Source organism: Methanogenium organophilum (genome assembly GCF_026684035.1).
GTDB lineage: Archaea > Halobacteriota > Methanomicrobia > Methanomicrobiales > Methanomicrobiaceae > Methanogenium > Methanogenium organophilum.
Genome location: NZ_CP113361.1, coordinates 1304469 through 1323523, shown reverse-complemented (window position 1 = coordinate 1323523; position 19055 = coordinate 1304469). Strand labels below are relative to the sequence as shown.

13 protein-coding genes, 1 tRNA gene and 3 rRNA genes are annotated in these 19055 nt (G+C 51.1%); 10 read left to right on the top strand and 7 right to left on the bottom strand.

Translation table 11 applies throughout. The features are described from left to right. Nucleotides 1-468: 468 nt before the first annotated feature. The 7 genes from OU421_RS06620 to OU421_RS06590 all read left to right on the top strand — a co-directional run bounded on the left by OU421_RS06620 (nt 469) and on the right by OU421_RS06590 (nt 6448). Nucleotides 469-1194: a PP2C family protein-serine/threonine phosphatase gene (locus OU421_RS06620; RefSeq protein WP_268187837.1), complete on the top strand. Its 726-nt coding sequence runs from the start codon at nt 469-471 to the stop codon at nt 1192-1194. 89 nt (nt 1195-1283) lie between these two features. Further along, complete coding sequence (locus OU421_RS06615) at nt 1284-2081, top strand: EFR1 family ferrodoxin (RefSeq protein ID WP_268187836.1); 798 nt, start codon at nt 1284-1286, stop codon at nt 2079-2081. A gap of 73 nt (nt 2082-2154) precedes the next feature. Further along, entirely contained in the window at nt 2155-2547 is a 393-nt protein-coding gene (locus tag OU421_RS06610; protein ID WP_268187835.1) for a thioredoxin family protein, read from the top strand. A 63-nt stretch (nt 2548-2610) separates the two neighbouring features. Next, entirely contained in the window at nt 2611-3264 is a 654-nt protein-coding gene (locus OU421_RS06605) for an HXXEE domain-containing protein (RefSeq protein WP_268187834.1), read from the top strand. Nucleotides 3265-3332: 68 nt separating this feature from the next. Further along, nucleotides 3333-3713 carry a NifB/NifX family molybdenum-iron cluster-binding protein gene (locus tag OU421_RS06600; RefSeq protein WP_268187833.1) on the top strand — a complete coding sequence of 127 codons (381 nt, stop codon included), beginning with the start codon at nt 3333-3335 and terminating at the stop codon, nt 3711-3713. Nucleotides 3714-3858: 145 nt separating this feature from the next. Next, the gene (recQ, locus tag OU421_RS06595) at nt 3859-5949 is read left to right on the top strand and encodes a DNA helicase RecQ (protein ID WP_268187832.1); all 2091 of its coding nucleotides are present in this window, start codon (nt 3859-3861) and stop codon (nt 5947-5949) included. Between the two features lie 193 nt (nt 5950-6142). Continuing rightward, nucleotides 6143-6448 carry a YunC family protein gene (locus OU421_RS06590; RefSeq protein ID WP_268187831.1) on the top strand — a complete coding sequence of 102 codons (306 nt, stop codon included), beginning with the start codon at nt 6143-6145 and terminating at the stop codon, nt 6446-6448. Between the two features lie 135 nt (nt 6449-6583). On the opposite strand, the gene OU421_RS06585 is transcribed toward OU421_RS06590, so the two are convergent. The 6 genes from OU421_RS06585 to OU421_RS06560 all read right to left on the bottom strand — a co-directional run bounded on the left by OU421_RS06585 (nt 6584) and on the right by OU421_RS06560 (nt 15567). After that, a complete protein-coding gene (locus OU421_RS06585) occupies nt 6584-8215 on the bottom strand; it encodes a PocR ligand-binding domain-containing protein (RefSeq protein WP_268187830.1) in 1632 nt (543 codons plus the stop codon). Between the two features lie 722 nt (nt 8216-8937). Then, on the bottom strand, nt 8938-10170 hold the full coding sequence (gene csx2, locus OU421_RS06580) for a TIGR02221 family CRISPR-associated protein (protein WP_268187829.1): 1233 nt from the start codon (nt 10168-10170) through the stop codon (nt 8938-8940). 510 nt (nt 10171-10680) lie between these two features. After that, a 5S ribosomal RNA gene (rrf, locus tag OU421_RS06575) occupies nt 10681-10802 on the bottom strand. A gap of 64 nt (nt 10803-10866) precedes the next feature. Further along, a 23S ribosomal RNA gene (locus tag OU421_RS06570) occupies nt 10867-13793 on the bottom strand. Nucleotides 13794-13967: 174 nt separating this feature from the next. Continuing rightward, nucleotides 13968-14040 (bottom strand) — tRNA-Ala (locus tag OU421_RS06565). 59 nt (nt 14041-14099) lie between these two features. Next, nucleotides 14100-15567: ribosomal RNA gene (locus OU421_RS06560) — 16S ribosomal RNA — on the bottom strand. The 16S, 23S and 5S rRNA genes sit together here with 1 tRNA gene alongside, the layout of an rRNA operon. Nucleotides 15568-16773: 1206 nt before the next feature. Here OU421_RS06560 and OU421_RS06555 point away from each other — a divergent pair. From OU421_RS06555 to OU421_RS06545, 3 genes are all read left to right on the top strand, one after another. Further along, on the top strand, nt 16774-17142 hold the full coding sequence (locus OU421_RS06555; protein ID WP_268187828.1) for a PDDEXK family nuclease: 369 nt from the start codon (nt 16774-16776) through the stop codon (nt 17140-17142). 20 nt (nt 17143-17162) lie between these two features. Then, nucleotides 17163-17498, top strand: a complete 336-nt coding sequence (locus OU421_RS06550) for a hypothetical protein (RefSeq protein WP_268187827.1) — start codon at nt 17163-17165, stop codon at nt 17496-17498. A 141-nt stretch (nt 17499-17639) separates the two neighbouring features. Continuing rightward, nucleotides 17640-17927 carry a hypothetical protein gene (locus tag OU421_RS06545; RefSeq protein WP_268187826.1) on the top strand — a complete coding sequence of 96 codons (288 nt, stop codon included), beginning with the start codon at nt 17640-17642 and terminating at the stop codon, nt 17925-17927. Between the two features lie 72 nt (nt 17928-17999). On the opposite strand, the gene OU421_RS06540 is transcribed toward OU421_RS06545, so the two are convergent. After that, nucleotides 18000-18977: a DUF1848 domain-containing protein gene (locus OU421_RS06540; protein ID WP_268187825.1), complete on the bottom strand. Its 978-nt coding sequence runs from the start codon at nt 18975-18977 to the stop codon at nt 18000-18002. Nucleotides 18978-19055 lie beyond the last annotated feature (78 nt).

Here is a 19055-nt window from a genome sequence, read left to right as displayed (position 1 = left end):
TCAAACGGGCCCACAAGAGACAATATATATCATTCGGCCAATTTTGCCACAATATATATATCAAAAATAAAACAGTATTTAAATATATGCAATCCGCACAAAAGGTATATATCATTTCCACACTCACAGTAGCCCAGAGAATTTATGCCAACGGACCCGGATATATTCACAGAGCGGATACGAGGATCTGTAAGCCAGTACACTGAGGACGAATATGACATACTTCGTTGCAGATTCTCAAAGGAATGTGACGAAGTATTCTCAGACCGGGAATTCATGCAGAAACTCAACGCAGTGTTTCCTGAATAAGTCCACTGAAACAGGGACATCCCCCATTTTCCAGAGTATTTACATAGGCCAGGCTTCCTTTTTTAACCATCCTACCCGCAATCTCCAAAAGCGCCGCCCTTATCTCTTATCTGTGCGAACGGTATCATTACGACTGCGATGCAGCAGGAGAAGAGAATAATGCATACCCGGTTTGCATACCATGCGATATCAGTGGCAGGAAGACGGCCAAATAATGAGGATGCCTGGGGAGCACGCTGGTATGGCGAGACGCTCTTTTGTGGGGTCGCGGACGGCATCGGCGGCCGTCCGGCAGGTGATGTGGCCTCATCCTGTGCCATCCGAACAGCAGAGGACGTCGTCAGCCGGGCCTTTGGCGCGGGCGCCATGCCCGATTCCTCAGCCCTCCTTCGGCAGGCACACATCTCTGCAGATGCGGCGGTAAAACAAGAAGCCACCGGTCCGCTACGTGGCATGGGTACCACCCTCACAACCGCACTCTTCTGTGATGGGAATCTCACTACCTGCAATACCGGAGACTCACGCTGTTCACTGGTGCGGGACGGCCGCCTCATCCAGGTGACACGGGACCACTCACTCGTGCAGGAACAGATAGATGCAGGCACTATACGTCCGGAAGAGGTATTCAGTCACCCGCAGAAACATATCATCACCCGGTCCATTGGTGCACTCTTTGCAGCAGATGTGACCGAAACCCAAATCATTCCAGGAGATACGCTCATTCTCTCTACAGACGGCATGCACGATTACCTGACCCCGGACACAATAGTCCAAGAAGTACGGGGAAAATCCGCCAGAATCGCTGCCGCTGCACTGCTCTCTGCAGCGATTACCGTTTCAGAGGACAATATCACCGTCTGTGTCATTACCGTCTCCCAAGATTAATCTCCAATCATTAATTATGAAACACAATTCAGTTATTTTCAACATAATTATCACTAAAGAAGGAGTACTACTCTTCCAGAGATCAGGGCATGAAGACTATACTATATTACTTCACCGGCACTGGCAATTCCCTGTGGGCAGCACGGGAACTGGCCTGCCACATACCAGATACTGAGCTGATCCCCATGGCAAAAGTGATACATAGCGGGGGAGAAATCACCGTACAGGAAGGGAGGATTGGGTTTGTGTTTCCGGTATATATTGGGGGCCCACCACTCATGGTCTCAGAATTTGCCCGCAAAATCAACCTTGATTCTGCAGATGGGATCTTTGCCCTTGTGACGATGGCCGGTGCCGGGGACGGGGCATGGAAACGGATAAAAACTATCCTTAAAAAGCGTTCTTACCAGATGGGCGGAGCATATTCCCTGAAGATGCCCACCAATTATATGCTGCTTGGAGATGTGCTTCCGGAAGACCAGGAGATTGAAGTTATCACAGAGGCACGCACTGAGATCAAACGGATTGCAGAACAAATCAACGCAGGAGATCTGGGATTTGAGAAAGGACCATTCCTTACGAATCTCTTTAACAGTGCCATGTATCAACCCCTGAAAGGACAGCTGCGCTCGCAGGGAAGCCGTTTCCGGGCAGATGAGAAGTGCAATGGATGCGGCACCTGTGAACTGGTCTGTCCGGCGTACAATATCACCGTGAGCGGCATGGAACCACCAAAATGGGGAAATGCCTGCGAATCCTGCTTCGCCTGTATCAATTACTGCCCGCGAAACGCCATTCAGTCTGGAAAAAAGACCGTTGCACGGGGTAGATACCATCACCCCGATGTGAGTATCAGGGACCTGATGGTACAAAACGGCCGGGAATAACCCCCAGGACATCCCCCCCGGCAATCTTTTTTTACGTCTGCTCCCAATACCGGAAGTGTGAGAGGTGAAGAGCATGCCTGAAACAACTGTCCGTGAAATAACCGGCAAAGAATGGGAAACAACCGTTGAAAAGAGCACCTTGCCGGTGGTGGTGATGTTTTACACCCCGACTTGTCCACACTGCAGAACAATGGAGCCGTATTTCCAGGATTATGGGCGTGAATATGCAGGAAAAATGATTTTTATCCGGCTGAACCTGGCAGAGAATCCCTGGCTGGGTGAACGCTACGGGGTGATGGCGACACCAACCTTTGGATTCTTTTGTGCGGGAAAACCAGTGCAGAGTTTTTCCGGCGCCGTATATCCAACCATCCTAAAACAGCGTGTTGAGGAAGTATTGCTGCATGGCGATGAATGTGCCGAGATGTCGTCTGCAGTAGACTATGAGATCAGCGGATATGCATAACCCGTATTCTGACGGAAGTGTAAAAAACAGGAATTCATTTGTGCCGGAAGAACAACGGAGTATATGGACGAGAGAGACCACCGCAGCAGCAGATTCTCTGCTGCGGCGTCCTGGCTGCATACCCACTGGCAGGACGGGACACCATTCCTTGCCATATATACCACCATTTTCCTGCTGATCTTTGTGTGGCCACAGGGAACTCCGGCATTCTGGATCTGGATCTGCCTGCCGGTGTATTTTACGCACCAGTTTGAGGAGTATCTCTGGCCGGGAGGATTTATGGCAATGCTTACGCAGAGGTTCTCCACACAGCACGGGACTGATCCAAACGTCCCGCTCCTCACCGATCGAGAGGCGTACTGGATTAATGTAGGGATTATCTGGGTACTCTTCACGGTCTCAGCAGTCTTTGCAATGGTTATCGATCCGGCATGGGGACTCTGGGTACCGTGTTTTACAGTACTAAACGGGCTGTCCCATGCCGCCGCATGGATACCGGATCACCAGTATAATCCCGGCCTTGCAGTAAGCCTTGCCCTGAATATCCCCGTGGGAACAATAGCAGCCCTCATCCTCATATCTTCGGGTATCGGGAGCGTTTTGGCATGGACAGCATCCATACTCATTGCCGTAGGACTCATGGCATTCATTGCAAGATACGCGATGTACCGGAGTCGCAGCCGCCGTCAGTCCGGCAGTGAAACAGACCCTGCCTGAACCGCTACAATTATGCACACTTGAGTAAAATAGTGCATATTGCATTCACAGGAGACAGTGTAACAGTTATGAAACTCTGCATACCAATCAGCGAGGATAAAGGACTTGAGAGCATCCCCTATGGGCACTTTGGATCCGCACCGGCATTCCTTCTGGTCGAAACCGAGACCGGCGTATGCTCGCAGATACCGCCCACAGACTCAACCCATGGCAGTGGGGGTTGTGCACCGGCAGAGGAACTTGCAGAACATTCTGTAGATGCAGTTCTTGTCGGTGGAATAGGCAGGGGGGCCATCATGAGCCTCAATGGTGCAGGAATAAAAGTATTCTGTGCCATCCCCGGAACCGTTGGAGAAAATGTCAAAGCACTGAACGACGGAACCCTCGGAGAGATGGATCCTTCAGGTGCATGCGCCGGGCACAGTCACGACAACGGCGGCTGTTGCTAAGGAACACATCCGGATTTCCGAACACGCATAAACTGCACATCCCTTTATCAGGATGGGAAACTTTCCATCCTGTTTCTGTGTGCACAAGATCCGTATCACAACCCATAACCTGCTCTTCTGACAAACCCATTGCTGAATATATTCCATGCCATTCTCTAATGCCACCCGGGTTCTGAGGCAATACTTCGGATATGACTCCCTGTACCCATACCAGGAGGAGATCATCCGTGCCTTGGCAGAGGGTGAGGATGTCATCGGGGTGATCGCAACCGGGGGCGGAAAATCTCTTTGTTACCAGATACCGGCATTACTCTCGGAAGGGACAGCAATCGTCATCTCTCCCCTTATCGCCCTTATGAAGGATCAGGTAGACACCCTCCGGGAATGCGGTGTGTCTGCCGCATGTATCACATCATTACAGGACTACCGCGAAAGACGGGAGACGGAAGCGGCCATTGTCCACGGGGAGGTGCGGGTGCTCTATGTATCTCCCGAACGGGCGGTAAAGAAGGAATTCTTCTCTCTTTTGAAGAAGGCACACATCACCCTCATCGCTGTCGATGAGGCACACTGCATCTCACAGTGGGGACACGAATTCCGGCCGGAATACCGCGAACTCTCTCGTCTCATTCGCGAGTTTTCCCACGCACCGGTAGTGGCGCTGACGGCGACGGCGACTCCTGCCGTGCAAAAAGATATCATCGCACAACTCCATCTCCGCCGCCCGCGCCGGGTGACCGGGAGTTTCTACCGGAAAAACCTCCGGTATGAGGTCAGATCAAAGAAGGATACCAAAGGAGCAATTCTGTCCTATCTCCGGGCACACCAGGGACAGGCTGGGATTATCTACTGCCTCAGTCGCAAAGGGGTCGAAGATCTCACCGCCACCCTCCGCCGCTCCGGCATCCGGGCTCTGCCCTACCACGCCGGACTCACCCGGCAGGAACGGGAGGCGGCACAGGAGGCATTTGTCCGTGACCGTGTGCAGGTGATCATTGCCACCGTCGCCTTCGGAATGGGGATTGATAAACCGGACGTCCGGTTTGTGATTCATCACGACCTGCCCCGTTCCCCTGAGCATTACTACCAGGAGACGGGAAGGGCGGGACGGGACGGCGACCCGGCAGACTGCATTCTCTTCTATTCTGCAGGTGACCTCCACCGGCAGGCATTTTTTATCCGGCAGGAATCATCTGCCGCCCGGCAGCGTTCAGCGTATGCAAAACTCGAGGAGATGGCTGCCTACTGTGAGGAGCAGCGCTGTCGGCAGGCGATGATCCTACAGTACTTCGGAGAAGAGCCCCCTGCCGGCGGATGCGGCTCCTGTGACATATGTTGTTCACCGCGGGAGCGGTTCGACGGCACGGATGTGACCCGCATGGCAGTCACCTGTGTGCAGGCCCTCGAGGTACCCTGCGGTTCAAATCATCTCATCGACCTGCTTCGCGGTGCAAATACCAAAAAGATCCGTGAACTGGGACAAAAGAATACCCCCGGATACGGTGTAGGGAAGGCATACTCAAAGGACGAATGGCGTTCGTTCATACGGGAACTCATACGGATGGGATATCTCGGGCGGGAAAGTGGCGCGTATCCCGTGCTCACCGTAGGAGAGGCAGGAGAGGAACTCCTTGCCGCCGGAGCAGATACCGAAGAGGTCTATTTAACCCGCACGAAAGCGGTAAAAGACGACCATCGGGAAGAGCCTGCAGATCCCGGGTTCCTCCGGCTGAAAGCACTCCGACGGGAGATCGCAGACCGCGAAGGGATTGCTCCATATATGATCTTCTCGGATGCGGCTATCCGGGAGATGGTTGCCAGACGGCCAACAACGGATGCAGAATTTCTTTCCATCAAGGGGGTCGGTGCCGCCAAACTCGAGCGGTTCGGCCCGGCCTTTATGGCGACATTGCGGCACGAAGATAGCAAAGCAGACAACTCAGCACGAGAGACTCTGCGCCTCTACTGTTCCGGGTGTACGATAACAGAGATTGCCCGGGAGCGTTCCCTCACCCCGGATATCTGCGCTGCCCATCTCACGGAGGCAATTGAGGGCGGAGAGCAGGTGGAGATTGACGATCTTGTGCCACCGCACCGTCAGGCATCCATACGGGAGGCTGCGGCACGGGAGGGGACACGGGACATCCGGCGGCTCAAGGCTGTCCTCGGTGATCGGTTCTCCTACACTGACATCCGCCTCACCTGTGCCGCGGACCGGCAGAGAGACGGGAAGTGATGGGAGACGAACTCCTCCCTGACTCTGAGCGTCACCATAAAACAAAATTCCGGATCCTGTCAGACCCCCCATACCACACAGTTATCCTGAGAGATATTCACATTGATCTCATTGATAAGGCATACCCATAAAGAAAAAACAACACCCATCCGGACACCACATTTTTACCGGAGAGGTGCATATACTCACGCCTATGACAGATGAGAAGATAACCATCGGAGGAGAGGAATTTGTCTGTTCCATCATCCCTGCAGGACCAGTCAATATTGTCTTTGCTGCAAACGATAGCGGTCTCGTAGGTTGTGGTGCAATTGACGTCACGGCGCTTGCCGGTTTTGGCTACGCAGCAGCCCGCATCCGACCTCCGGATGGCCATACATCGGTTGCGACCGCTGATGACCTGATGCGGGGAATCATAAAAGAGGCAAATCCCATCGCAGAAGAAAAGGGCGTCCGGGTTGGAATGACCGGCGAAGAAGCACTTGCACTGCTGGGATAGGACAAAGAATTAAAGAGACGAGATAATACGAGAAGATACGAATAAATTCTGTCGCCATTAGAGACAAAAAGGTATTTTCCGGCAGGACAGCCTGATATTCTTCGAAGAAATGATTCAGAGGCAGACCGCCGGAAATTATTCTTTACCGTTTTTGCTTTCCCCTTCACCCAAATGTGCCTCCCGGGCATCCTTAGCAAGCCGCACATTGGTATAGGCAAGGGTGGATAACTGCCCTGCCACAATCCAGAGCAGATGAAGGATCTTTTCGAATGTGTCGAGAGACATTGTCTCCATACGTTCGAATGCAGTAACAAGAGCATTCTCATCTGCATCTATTTCCCGGGCATACCGGATCACCTGCTCTTTTGTAACCCCCATTGGATTGCTCTGGCCGATAAGCCAGTTCGCGATATGCCTCCCACCGACACAGATCGGTGCACTGGCATCAATGAAGCCAATACCCCGACACGCTGCATAGGTTGGTTTCATCAGTTCATGCGCCTCTTTTCCCAATGTCCGATCTGAAATCATACAGTTTCCTGCACCCTTCTCTGTACTACGGATGATGGTGCAGACCTCACACCCATTGCTCAGTCGGGTGATGGGCTTGCCCCCAGTATCGGTAATCATAGATGCAACATTGCAGGCCTCTGCAAAGGCATCCTGAATACGCTGAAGGTCATCAGATGATATCAAATCAATCAGTTCCGGTTCCGGAATATCTGAACAGGGACTGAGGAGATAATTCACCTGCACCTCCAGTCGATCCCGGCTCGACTGCAATTCCTCATGCATACTAACGAGCTCGTCCTGACTTGCCACCAGTTCCTCATATGCGGCCTCCATCTCTGCATAGGCGCTCTTCAATTCATCTTCCGTTTTTTTCCGTGTAACAATCTCCCACAGGCCATTCATGAGCAAAGTGATCTGCCGGACATCAGCCTCATCATAGGGTGTTTTTTTGTTGGCAACCCCTGCAAGGAGGACGATCTTTTCCTTATCGAATACGGGGACGCCCAGATAGCGGGACAAATGTACATGACCTTCGGGAAGCTTATTCCGGCCGCGGACTGTGCTTTCAAAATCATTGATGATGCTTACCTGCCGGTTGCGAACGGCATCGCCCCAGATTCCGGCCCCAGCCACGGAATAATCTTTCTGATGCTCCGCTATACGACATTCCTTCATCGCCTGTTGTGACCAGCTGTACATAGAAAGCAAATCTTCTTCCTCTTTCACAAAGGCAATGTAGCCATACTGGCTCGCGGTGATCCGGGTAATCTCCTCAATTGCATAATCCATAAAATCATGAACTGGCATGGCGGACTTCTCGTAAAAATCCACAAGCGCCTCCAGACGTCGTTCGTCAAGCCAAAGCTGCCCCTCCGTTTTTCGCTTATCAACGGCGAGATTTATTTTGTGTGTGAGTTCGGCAAACTGGGATACAGGATCTCCGCCTTTCTGAATATAATAACTGGCCCCGCTGTTTAATGCCTCAATCACTACATCTTCGCGCCCCCTTCCGGTAAAGATAATAAAGGGAAGGTCAGGGAAGTGATTGCGTACCTCCTGAAGAAATTCAATCCCGTTCATCCCCGGCATCTCATAATCCGAAACGACTGCACTGTAAGCCTGAGTCTGAATCAGCTCAAGCCCCTCAGAGGCAGAACCGGCAGTATCCACAGAGAATGTGCCAGTGCGTTCCAGAAAGATTTTTGCGATATCCAGCAACGCCTCTTCGTCATCAACATACAGAATTGAATTCATTATGATATTTCCTAAGAGCAGTAACTGATAATTTCCATTAATTATTTAAATAATATTTGTATTATTTAGAATCTGCCTGTTATTGGTCATAGAGAAGCTAAAAATATAAATATACTCCCAAATTTCAAATACAGCCCAATTGCATCGATGCATTCAAAAAACAACCCACAATTTGGGATTTAATGTCAGGAATGAAAACTAGTCTGCACCAAGCCTATGAAAGGCTCATGCTAATAAGACATAAGATATATTTCCGGCATATCAACCTCACCGGATGGCCCGGCGGAGTTGCAACTCAATGTTCTCCCACTCCTTATCTGTCAGGTGTTGGGTAATGTCCATAATAATTTCCCGTAGTGGGAAATCCATCTCGTCTCTCCTGAATAAAAGCTCATGTCGAATACTCTCTCTGGAATCCATTCTCTTTGCACCTCCGTATCCACCCCTCCTGCAAGTTCATTTTATATGTAGTTTGGGAATGCCAAAATCCAGATATTCTTAATTTAGACCAAAATCAAGCATAGTTCACCCAAAATCCCATGATAAGTTCTGGAGGAATGCCTTACGTTCAGAATTGCAGGTTCATTAGGAAATATGAGGCTTTTCTGTATTATAATCGGAATTATCAGATTTTTGCAGGAAAACAGTATTTATTCAGATTCATCCCCCTGGATAGTAACAAATCACAATAACTAAAGAATTTGCAATTCATAAAAATGCCCTCACATCATCACAATCCCAAAAAAAACACATAGGTGCCTATAGAGTTGCCCCGCTTTTTCACTCATCCGTATTGTCCGCGGAGGATACTCCCGCATACCACAGTGGGCGAAGTCATTCCTGAGACTGGAGAGTTCCCCCCAAAGACGGGTCGCCTCATCTTCATAGGGAAGTGCCATGTACCAGTCAATAAAATACGTCGGAAGATACGTCGAACCTTTCAGTTTAAGGATGGCAGCCCCAAAAGTCTGCGACATTTCATATCGGGTATCCGGGTCCAGCCAGCCGGGATAACCGTCCCCAAAGCGGGCAAGGAGCATAACGTTCACCAGCCACTCACGCGAGAAGGTTACCCCCTGAAGCAGGAGACCCCGTTCGACCATAAACCCGATGAGGGCAAGTTCTTTCTCCACATGGGCCCAAGTCAGCCCTTCGCTCTTCTCCGGCTTTCGGATGCCGAGATCGCCTACCTGATGGATATGATCAAGCACCTCCACAAGAGGCGGGGTGAATACCTCCACTTCGCCTGTCACATCGTCGATATCCCGGGCAATGCCTGCTGCAAGGTTCAGGGCCTCGACCGGGCGCGCCATCCGGGTCGCCACCGCAAAGCCGTCCAGGGCCTCGGCGAATCGCGAGAGTTTCTCCGGTGCATCCGGCCGACCGGAGAGATAGGCTTTCTTTGCTGTCCGGTTTGCAAGCCGGTTAATACCGGACGCATCCATCGACCTCAGAAAGGCATGGACACTAGTGGTCCAATCAAGAATTGAGAGAAAGGGTGTCATGTCCAGGACCGGAGACGCTTCGCCGTCATCCCGGTACTGCCCATAGAAGAGACGTGAGATGTCTGCCTTACCCGTTGTCTGCAGAAATGCCGCCGATAGAAAACCGACCAGAAGGAGAGAGCGGTACCCGTGGGTGATATCAAAAACGATATCCTCACCGTCATCAATACTGGTCTCAATTGCCCGGAAGATCTCCCAGAGTTCGTCTTCAGTTTCCCCGTTTGGGATGACAACCATTTCAGATGTGACACCACAGCGGGTGAGTGACAGCGAAACCGGCTCCCATGTAGCCTTTCGGGCACCTTCTGTCGCAAAGAGGACGGCACTGTCCACTGTCCCAAGCAGGCGGCAGATCGCCTCCTGCACAAACCGTGTCTCGCAAGATGATACACCGCAGGTATACAACCCGGCCCCTTCCCCCTGTTCGCCCAGAAATGAGATTAGTTTCATTGATAACACCTGCCAGTGACGAATGGGACTACCGGTGATGCAGGTTTATTCCCCCTCAGGTGAGAGCACCGTGACCAGTCCCGGCATCTCTCTTCTGGTTCACAAACATTATCTATGTTCGTCCCGGCAGTAGGTGAATGGCATGGATTTATGCATATCTTGCAAGAACATCCACCGATATTGAATACCGGGGCAGGCCAGAATCTCAGAGATTACTAAAGAGCATATAGATAGAATTGAAAATATCACCAGGCCTCTGCAGATATGCCAGATAAAACATTTCAACGAACGCTCTTGCTCATCAGTATAGTACTTACCTATTATACCTCCTTTTTTACAAAACACCTGCAGCAAATAAATATTCCATACACTCACGCTCTTTTGCATCAGATGTATACAGAACAGAATGTCACAGAACAGTGCAGAGATGTACCACATAAAGAATCGTTTCGAAGCGCTCACGCTCCTTTGCATAACAGATACAGAACAGATTTCCTCATTTAGTATGAGCATTTGCAGCGTGGTGTGCTTCCCGAGCGCTCTCGCAACTCAGTACCACACACTACGTGAACGGGCTTAACTTCCGGGTTCGGTATGGGTCCGGGTGTTGCCCCGCTGCTATGGCCGCAAATACAGAGGTTGTATAGTGTGGTGTGCACATTGAAATTCGTCTGAGTTTTAACGGACGATTAATCAGTGTTAGCTGATTTGGGCGTTAGTACTCGTGGACTTAACACGTCGTTACCTTCGTGCTCACATCCCGAGCCTATCAAACGGATCTTTTATCCATGCCCTCAGACGAGGTCTCTTTTCAGGTCTGGTTTCAAGCTTAGATGCTTTCAGCTTTTATCCATTATCGCGTAGCCACCCGGCACTGCCCTGTCGGACAACCGGTATACCAGTGGCGACGACGGAAAGTTCCTCTCGTACTATTTCCGTCTTACCCTCAGACCTCTAACACTCCAAATAGATAGTAACCGACCTGTCTCACGACGGTCTAAACCCAGCTCACGATCCCCTTTAATAGGCGAACAACCTCACCCTTGGCTGCTGCTGCACAGCCAGGATGGAAAGAACCGACATCGAGGTAGCAAGCCACCGGGTCGATATGTGCTCTTGCCGGTGACGACTCAATTATCCCCGGGGTAGCTTTTCTGTCGTCAATAGCACTCATCAAAAGCGCGTATTGGTTCGTTAGACCCGAGTTTCCTCTCGCGAACACTTGCTATGCGTGTTCACGTCAGGCCAACTTTTGCTCTTGACACTCTTCTGTGAGTTTCTGACTCACATGAGTTGACCTTGGGGCACCCTTGATACCTTTTCGAGGGTGTGGCGCCCCACCCAAACTGCCTACCTACCGATGTCCTCACGAGGAGTTAGTGTTACAGTAAACAAAGGATGGTGTCTCATTGTTGACTAACCAGCCCCCACGAGGGCTGGATCGACATCTCCCATCTACACTGCGCAATGAATACCGTAACACAACAACAGGCTGCAGTAAAGCTCCACGGGGTCTTCACTTCCCATTTGGAGTCCCTAGCCTTTGCACTAGGATAAAATGTTCAACGGACTTGTGTTTGGGACAGTGGGGCTCTCGTTAATCCATTCATGCAAGTCGCCAATTAAGCGACAAGGTACTACGCTACCTTAAGAGGGTCATAGTTACCCCCGCCGTTTACAGGTCCTTCGTCCGGTTGAACCCGGTTTTCAGATACCTGCACTGGGCAGGAATCACAGACTATACTAGTCCTTTCGGAGTTGCAGTCTGCTATGTTGTTATTAGACAGTCGGAGCCCCCTGGTCACTGCGACCTGCCCAATCGCTGGGCAGGCACCCCTTCTTCCGAAGGTACGGGGCCATTTTGCCGAATTCCCTAAACACAATTAAACCGACACGCCTTAGCCTTCTCAGCTAGGGGCACCTGTGTCAGATCTCGGTACGGACATCTGATTCCCTTTTCACGGGTTCCAGGAGTTTGCTTTATTACTCCATCACGCTTTCACTCAATTCTCACCATTACGGTTCTCCAGGAGTTTATACGATTAGACAGGGCGACAGCCCTGCAAAGCATATCCAGAAACGTCAGGGTTAACCGAAGTTAACTACAATCAGATGGTACAGGAATATTAACCTGTTTCCCTTTCGCTATACTCGAATTACGGTATAACTTAGGACCGACTAACCCTCGGCTGACGAACATTGCCGAGGAAACCTAGCCCCTTCGGCGGTTAGGATTCTCACCTAACTATGCTTCTACTAGTGCCAGAATTCTCAATTCTGCACGGTCCACAGGAACTTACACCCCTGCTTCCGCCCATGCAGAGCGCCTCTCTACGCCATCACCTTACGGTGGTCTGTGGTATCTGTGGTAGGTTTTAGCCCCGTCCATTTTCAGCGCCCTAAACCTCGACTGGTAAGCTGTTACGCACTTTTTAAAGGGTAGCTGCTTCTAAGCTCACCTTCCAGTTGTCTTTGGCCTAGGACATCTTTTAGTATTGACACTTAACCTACACTGAGGGACATTAACCACAGTCTGGGTTGTCTCCCTTACGCACTACAAGCTTACCCCGTAGTGCGGACTTCCAGCCTTCTTCGACGACGGGGAATTCGGAGTTTGACAGGAAGGTGAGGGATTTCTCCCCCAACTCCTCCAATCAGTGCTCTACCTCACCGTCTATCTCCAGCCAGGTCATGCTACGGCATGTTTCGAGAGGAACCAGCTGATGCCCAGTTCGATTGGCCTTTCACCCCTATACGCAGGTCACACGAATGATTTGCATATCAATACCGCTTCGGCCCTCCACGCAACTTTCGTCACCCTTCAGCCTGCCCACGCATAGATCACTGGGCTTCGGGTCTTATCCTGTCGACTACACGCACGATTAATACGTCGTCCCATGCACGAATGCTACGGACTTGTCGCTTTCGCTTCGGCTTCCCTTACCGGTTAACCTCGCCAACAGAATAAACTCTCTGGCCCGTTCTTCAAAACGTAAGTTGTGACACCGGCAATACATCCCATACTACCGCCTCGCGACGGGTTCTTTCAACGTAAAGATCCTTTCATGCCACAACACACTATCACCTATCAGTTTCAGGCACTTTTAACCACCTTTCCAGGGTTACTTTTCAGCTTTCGCTCACGCTACTATTGCGCTATCGGTTTCGAGGAGTATTTAGTTTTGGAGGTTGATGACCCCCAGGTTCATGCGAGAATTCCAACCCGCACTACTCGAGACACTTCCTCACCAAACATCGGTATGCGTACGGGGCTATCACCCTCTGTGGCAAACCGTTCCAGAATTATTTCCGCTTCGGATGTTTGGCTAAACGGAAGGCTCACAACACCACATGTCCCCGAAGGGATTCGGTTTGAACTATGTCGTTTTCGATCGCCTTTACTAACGACATCTCGTTTGATTTCTCTTCCTCCCCCTACTGAGATGTTTCAATTCGGGGGGTTCCCAATCCTTACGGATCGCTTCCGAAGAAGCAGGAGGTCCCATTAGGGTATCTCCGGATCATAGGTTCCATGCGCCTACCCGGAGCTTATCGCAGCTTGGCACGCCCTTCATCGGCACTCGAACCGAGCCATCCACTGACAGGTTTGTATCAGCTATGTCTTTTTGATTGTGTCCGTTAAAACTCATTTAACGTCCAATGTGCACACCTTTACACAGCCTCTAAGAGTCTTGTGGACTCTCGGCCCTTCCCCGGAAACTCACGTCTCCGGGTGCATTGGTAGCCTGGTTCTCAGACAATAGATGTCACGAAGGACACATCTGATTACCAGGCAATGGACTTAAGGGGATTTGAACCCCTGGCCTCGGCGTTGCAAACGCCGCGCTCTTCCAGCTGAGCTATAAGCCCATATCCTGTTGACACCAGCAATTTTACGTTCTATTTAATAACCGCATACCCAGTTCTTTAGGAGGTGATCCAGCCGCAGATTCCCCTACGGCTACCTTGTTACGACTTAACCCTCCTTGCGAAACCTAGATTCGACTGCGGCAAAAACCACAGGCTCATCCAAACCTCACTCGGATGGTTTGACGGGCGGTGTGTGCAAGGAGCAGGGACGCATTCACCGCGCTATGTTGAAACGCGATTACTACGGATTCCAGCTTCATGTGGGCGAGTTACAGCCCACAATCCGAACTTGGGACAGGTTTAAGAGATTGCCTTCACCTTTCGGTGTCGATACCCATTGTCCTGCCCATTGTAGCCCGCGTGTAGCCCGGATAATTCGGGGCATGCTGACCTACCGTTGCCCATTCCTTCCTCCTCTTTAGCAGAGGCGGTCCCAACAGTGTCCTCATCGTTCCGGAGAACAAGCTAGCAACTGTTGGCGTGGGTCTCGCTCGTTGCCTGACTAAACAGGATGCTTCACAGTACGAACTGACGACGGCCATGCACCTCCTCTCAGATCATCAAGCAGAGTCTTCAGCCCGGCTATCATATGTCTGTCCTATCCGGTGAGATTTCCGGCGTTGAGTCCAATTAAACCGCAGGCTCCACCCGTTGTGGTGCTCCCCCGCCAATTCCTTTAAGTTTCAGCCTTGCGACCGTACTTCCCAGGCGGCACGTTTCACGGTTTCCCTTCGGCACCCCAGTGACTCGTGGTCACCAGTACACCTAACGCGCATAGTTTACGGCTGGGACTACCCGGGTATCTAATCCGGTTCGCTCCCCCAGCTTTCGTCCCTCACTGTCGGAGCCGTTCTGGTGAGATGCCTTCGCCATAGGTGGTCCCCCGGGGATTACAGGATTTCACTCCTACCCCCGGAGTACCTCTCACCTCTCCCGGTCCCTAGACCCCCAGTATCTCTTAGACGCCCGCCGGTTAAGCCGGCGGATTTCCCAAGAGACTTAAGGGTCCAGCTACGGACGCTTTAAGCCCAATAAAAGTGGCCACCACTCGAGCCGCCGGTATTACCGCGGCGGCTGGCACCGGTCTTGCCCGGCCCTTTCTTCAGATGCGTTTTAAACACCTGGACAGCCCGCGTATACGGGCACTCGGGGTTCCCTTATCACAGTTTCCTGCATTGTAAAGTTTTCGCGCCTGCTGCGCCCCGTAGGGCCTGGAATCGTGTCTCAGATTCCATCTCCGGGCTCTTGCTCCCACAACCCGTATCGATTACAGGCTTGTTGGGCCGTTACCCCAACAACAACCTAATCGACCGCAGATCCATCCTAAGGCGCCGGAGCTTTCGACTAGAGAACATTCCAGTATCTCTAATCTATGGAGTATTATCCCCAGTTTCCCGGGGTTATTCTCCACCTTAGGGCAGGTTATCCACGTGTTACTGAGCAGTCCGCTGAGGGTCTAAACCCTCTCAACTCGCATGGCTTAATCGAACCCCGATAGCAGTGACCTCTGGCAGGATCAACCAGAATTAATTTCTTGAAGTAGGCAAACTGATACCTCAGTTTTGCTTTTCAAAGCACACTTATGTTCGACTTATTTTTTAAAGGATATTAGCGGTTACTAAATAGATTTCCGCATTGCCAGTGCCAACGTCAGAACCGACACTCCCATCCGAGTGGTTTCGGTTCCCCATCAAAATCTTGGACTTCAGTATTAGCGACAAGAGGTGATAAACCCTCGCATTTCCCTCCGAAGTCCCGAAGACAGACCTCTGCACCGACCCGAAACGGTTCGGGCATGTACAAAGATCATATTTCTATGGTATCTGTATGCCTGCAGAGCAAACAAAGGCAGTATAGCCCCCGATTGTCACAGTCATTCGACCTAACAACATGGGAACCACAGGGATATAAACCCTTGGAATTGATGCTTCCAGTCATTCACAAAACCCGCCTCTCAGGACCACTGCGGCACCGCCCAACCGGCACAGACCGGCAAAACCCCAGGAAAAAACGCTGCAAATCGCTCAGAATTGTCCCACCAGTACACCGGGAAGATCCGGGGCGATAAACCGCGCAACAGCACGAACGCACCCGAAAATCGCTAATACGCCAGAAATGGACATTGTTCACCATACCAAACGGCCAGGTTTGTCTCTTTCCGGGGCATACTATCCCCCCGCCCCGAACCCCCGTGATCAGCTGCTCACAGGAACCCACCCCGAGAACAGGAAGAGAACGCCGGAGCGGTTGTTGCAGAGAACCGACGCACGATCGCACCGTTTGTGGCGGTTCCGGTGGTTCCGGCGCGGATTGATTCACGGGCGAAATACTCCTGCCGCCGCGTCCGCAGGATACACGAGGATAGTTCTTTGGTGATACAGTCTCAGCAGGCGTCGTCCGTGGCCCGGAGCAGGGCAAATTTGTATGTCGCGTCCTTTGCATCCCGTTTGAGAATCGTATTTATCGTGCGCAGGGAGGAGGTGTGCATGAGTGTCAGTCCTGTTTGAGAGTTGGAGGAAGGGAGGGCATGAAGGCATGGGAATGATTGCCGGCACTGTACCGGATGCCCACCATCTAATAAGTTGTAGCACATTCGATTGTCCTGCCAACCCATAGTGCTCATGAACATACGATAGAACAAATTGCTCAAATTAATTTTCAAATGCTCTCTCAAAACCAAATCATTCAACAATTCTTCCCAATTTAGTCTATCCACCCCATTTATCCCCTCTCATGAGCTACATCTCACCGGGAGCAACCCCTATGGCCGACCCGGTATTCCTCTTCAACAAAGATGACACGCTCGTTCAGATGAACGAAACACTGTACAAAACCGAGAATGATCTCCAACACATCCTCGCCAAATACCCGAAACTCCTCTTCCCGGGCAATGACGACCCGGTTCCGCTTCTGCTGGTCCAGCGTGAAGCAGGAATTCCCGGTGATGAAGACGAAGGTGACAGTTTCTCTCTTGACCATCTGTTTCTCGACCACGACGGCATCCCGACGCTTGTCGAAGTCAAGCGCAGCACAGATACCCGTATACGCCGTGAAGTGGTGGCGCAGATGCTCGATTATGCAGCGAATACCGTCGCCTACTGATCATCGACCGGATCAGGGGGATGTTTTACGCAACCTGGGAGCAGGAAGAAAAGGAACTTGACGTTGTTCTCGAGGAATTTATCAGGGAGGAAGAAGACCCGGATTCATTCTGGGGGACCGTAAAGACAAATCTTCAGGCAGGAAAGATACGCATGATCTTTGCCGCTGACACCGTCCCTAACCGACTGCGCCGCATCGTAGAGTTTTTGAACGAGCAGATGGACCCTGCCGAAGTAATTGCCGTTGAAATCGGCCAGTTTGTCAGTGACAATGGTATCCGCATGATCTCTCCCCGTATTCTTGGGCAGAGTGCAAAGGCAGAACAGCGGAAGGGGCTGAAGGTAAATCAGAACTGAAATGAAGATAATTTCATGGCGGAGTTGAAACGAAATTATCCCGATGATGTACATATCGCCAAAGAACTCCTTCAGTGGACGAAAGACAATGGGATGAGAATTTGATGCGGAAAAGGAAACCACCAAGGATCATTTATTCCTATGTTAGATCTGGATAACGGCAGTTATTGGACATTTGGTGTTTGGACAAACAGAAAGATTGAGCTTCAGTTCCAGAGAATAAAATCCTGTTCACAATTCAAAGATCCGGAAATGCGCCTTGCATTCCTCAGAAAATTGACGGCAATCGAAGGGATTCATATCCCCGAAAACGCCGTTGGAAGCCGCCCATCCTTCCCTCTGAGCACCCTCAGGAATAAAGAAGATCTGGATACCTTCATCGATATCATAACATGGGCAATAGAGGTGTACAAGGAACAAATTAATTGAATCTACAGGAATCTGAGGAATATTCTCCAGATAGCAGACTTCCATAATTTCAAAATTTCCGGCACCGGACCATCACTCCTTCAACACATCCCCCGTAATCGTTTCGGACCACGGGTTCCTGAGGTGCCGTTCGTAATTACTGCGGACGTCTCCTGCGGACCGGTTTGCATAACAGTAGCGGCACAGGTTCATGCAGGTATTATACTGGCCGATGTCCTTGCTCCCTATGCAGTTGCATACCTTGCGCTGTCCCTTGTCCTTTTTATTGTTATTTTGCAGGAATTCAGTAAGGGGGATGTCATCGGGGAAGAGTCTTCCCAGCAGATCGCCGTCGATACAGCTGTTACGACGGATGCCATAGGCATCGAGGTCGATTGGTTCACCACAGGTGGCGAGGTCAAGCCCCCATTTTTTGTTCATGCGGGAGATTTTTTCGCCGAACTCTTTCATTTCAGCAACCGTCAGTTCCCGGCACCCCGTGAATTCCAGGTTTGTCTGCACCTTCCGGTAGGCTGCAATATCGATGAAACTAAAGACCAGTTTCGTGGTATGCGAATGCAGCCGACTGCCGATGGCCTCAATCCGCGAGAGGATATCATCCATGGTGACCTCATCCGAGAGAATGATGGGGTCAAACCGCCAGATCACCCGCTCTTTGCCGATTTTTTCGGATATATTCACAAAATTTTCGATTCGTGCATCCAGCGGAGGGATATTCGGTTCCAGCCCTTCCGCTTCATAATCGTTGACGGTGTACTGAAAATAGTAGTGAATGCCCCTCGCATCGATATCATCCAGATATCCCATCATCGGCTCCGCATTCTTCGTCCAGAAGACGATTGCCCTGCATTTATCAAACGAAATATATGAGGGGCGGCGGTTGAACGGGTTCATCCATACCAGATATCCTCTCTTCAGCCGCTCTGCAAACCAGTCCGCATAGCACGCGGGGATGTCAGTGGACCGGCTTGCCGATATGATCACCGGAGCACGGGCCTCCACCGTTGCTCCGTCGTCGGTTTCCAGGGTAACCGGTTCCCATCTAACCATCCTGCTGCCACTCCTTTAGGTATTCACCGTTCCGACCGCATACCAAACCGGTGTGATGCGCAGGTGTCTGATTTGATT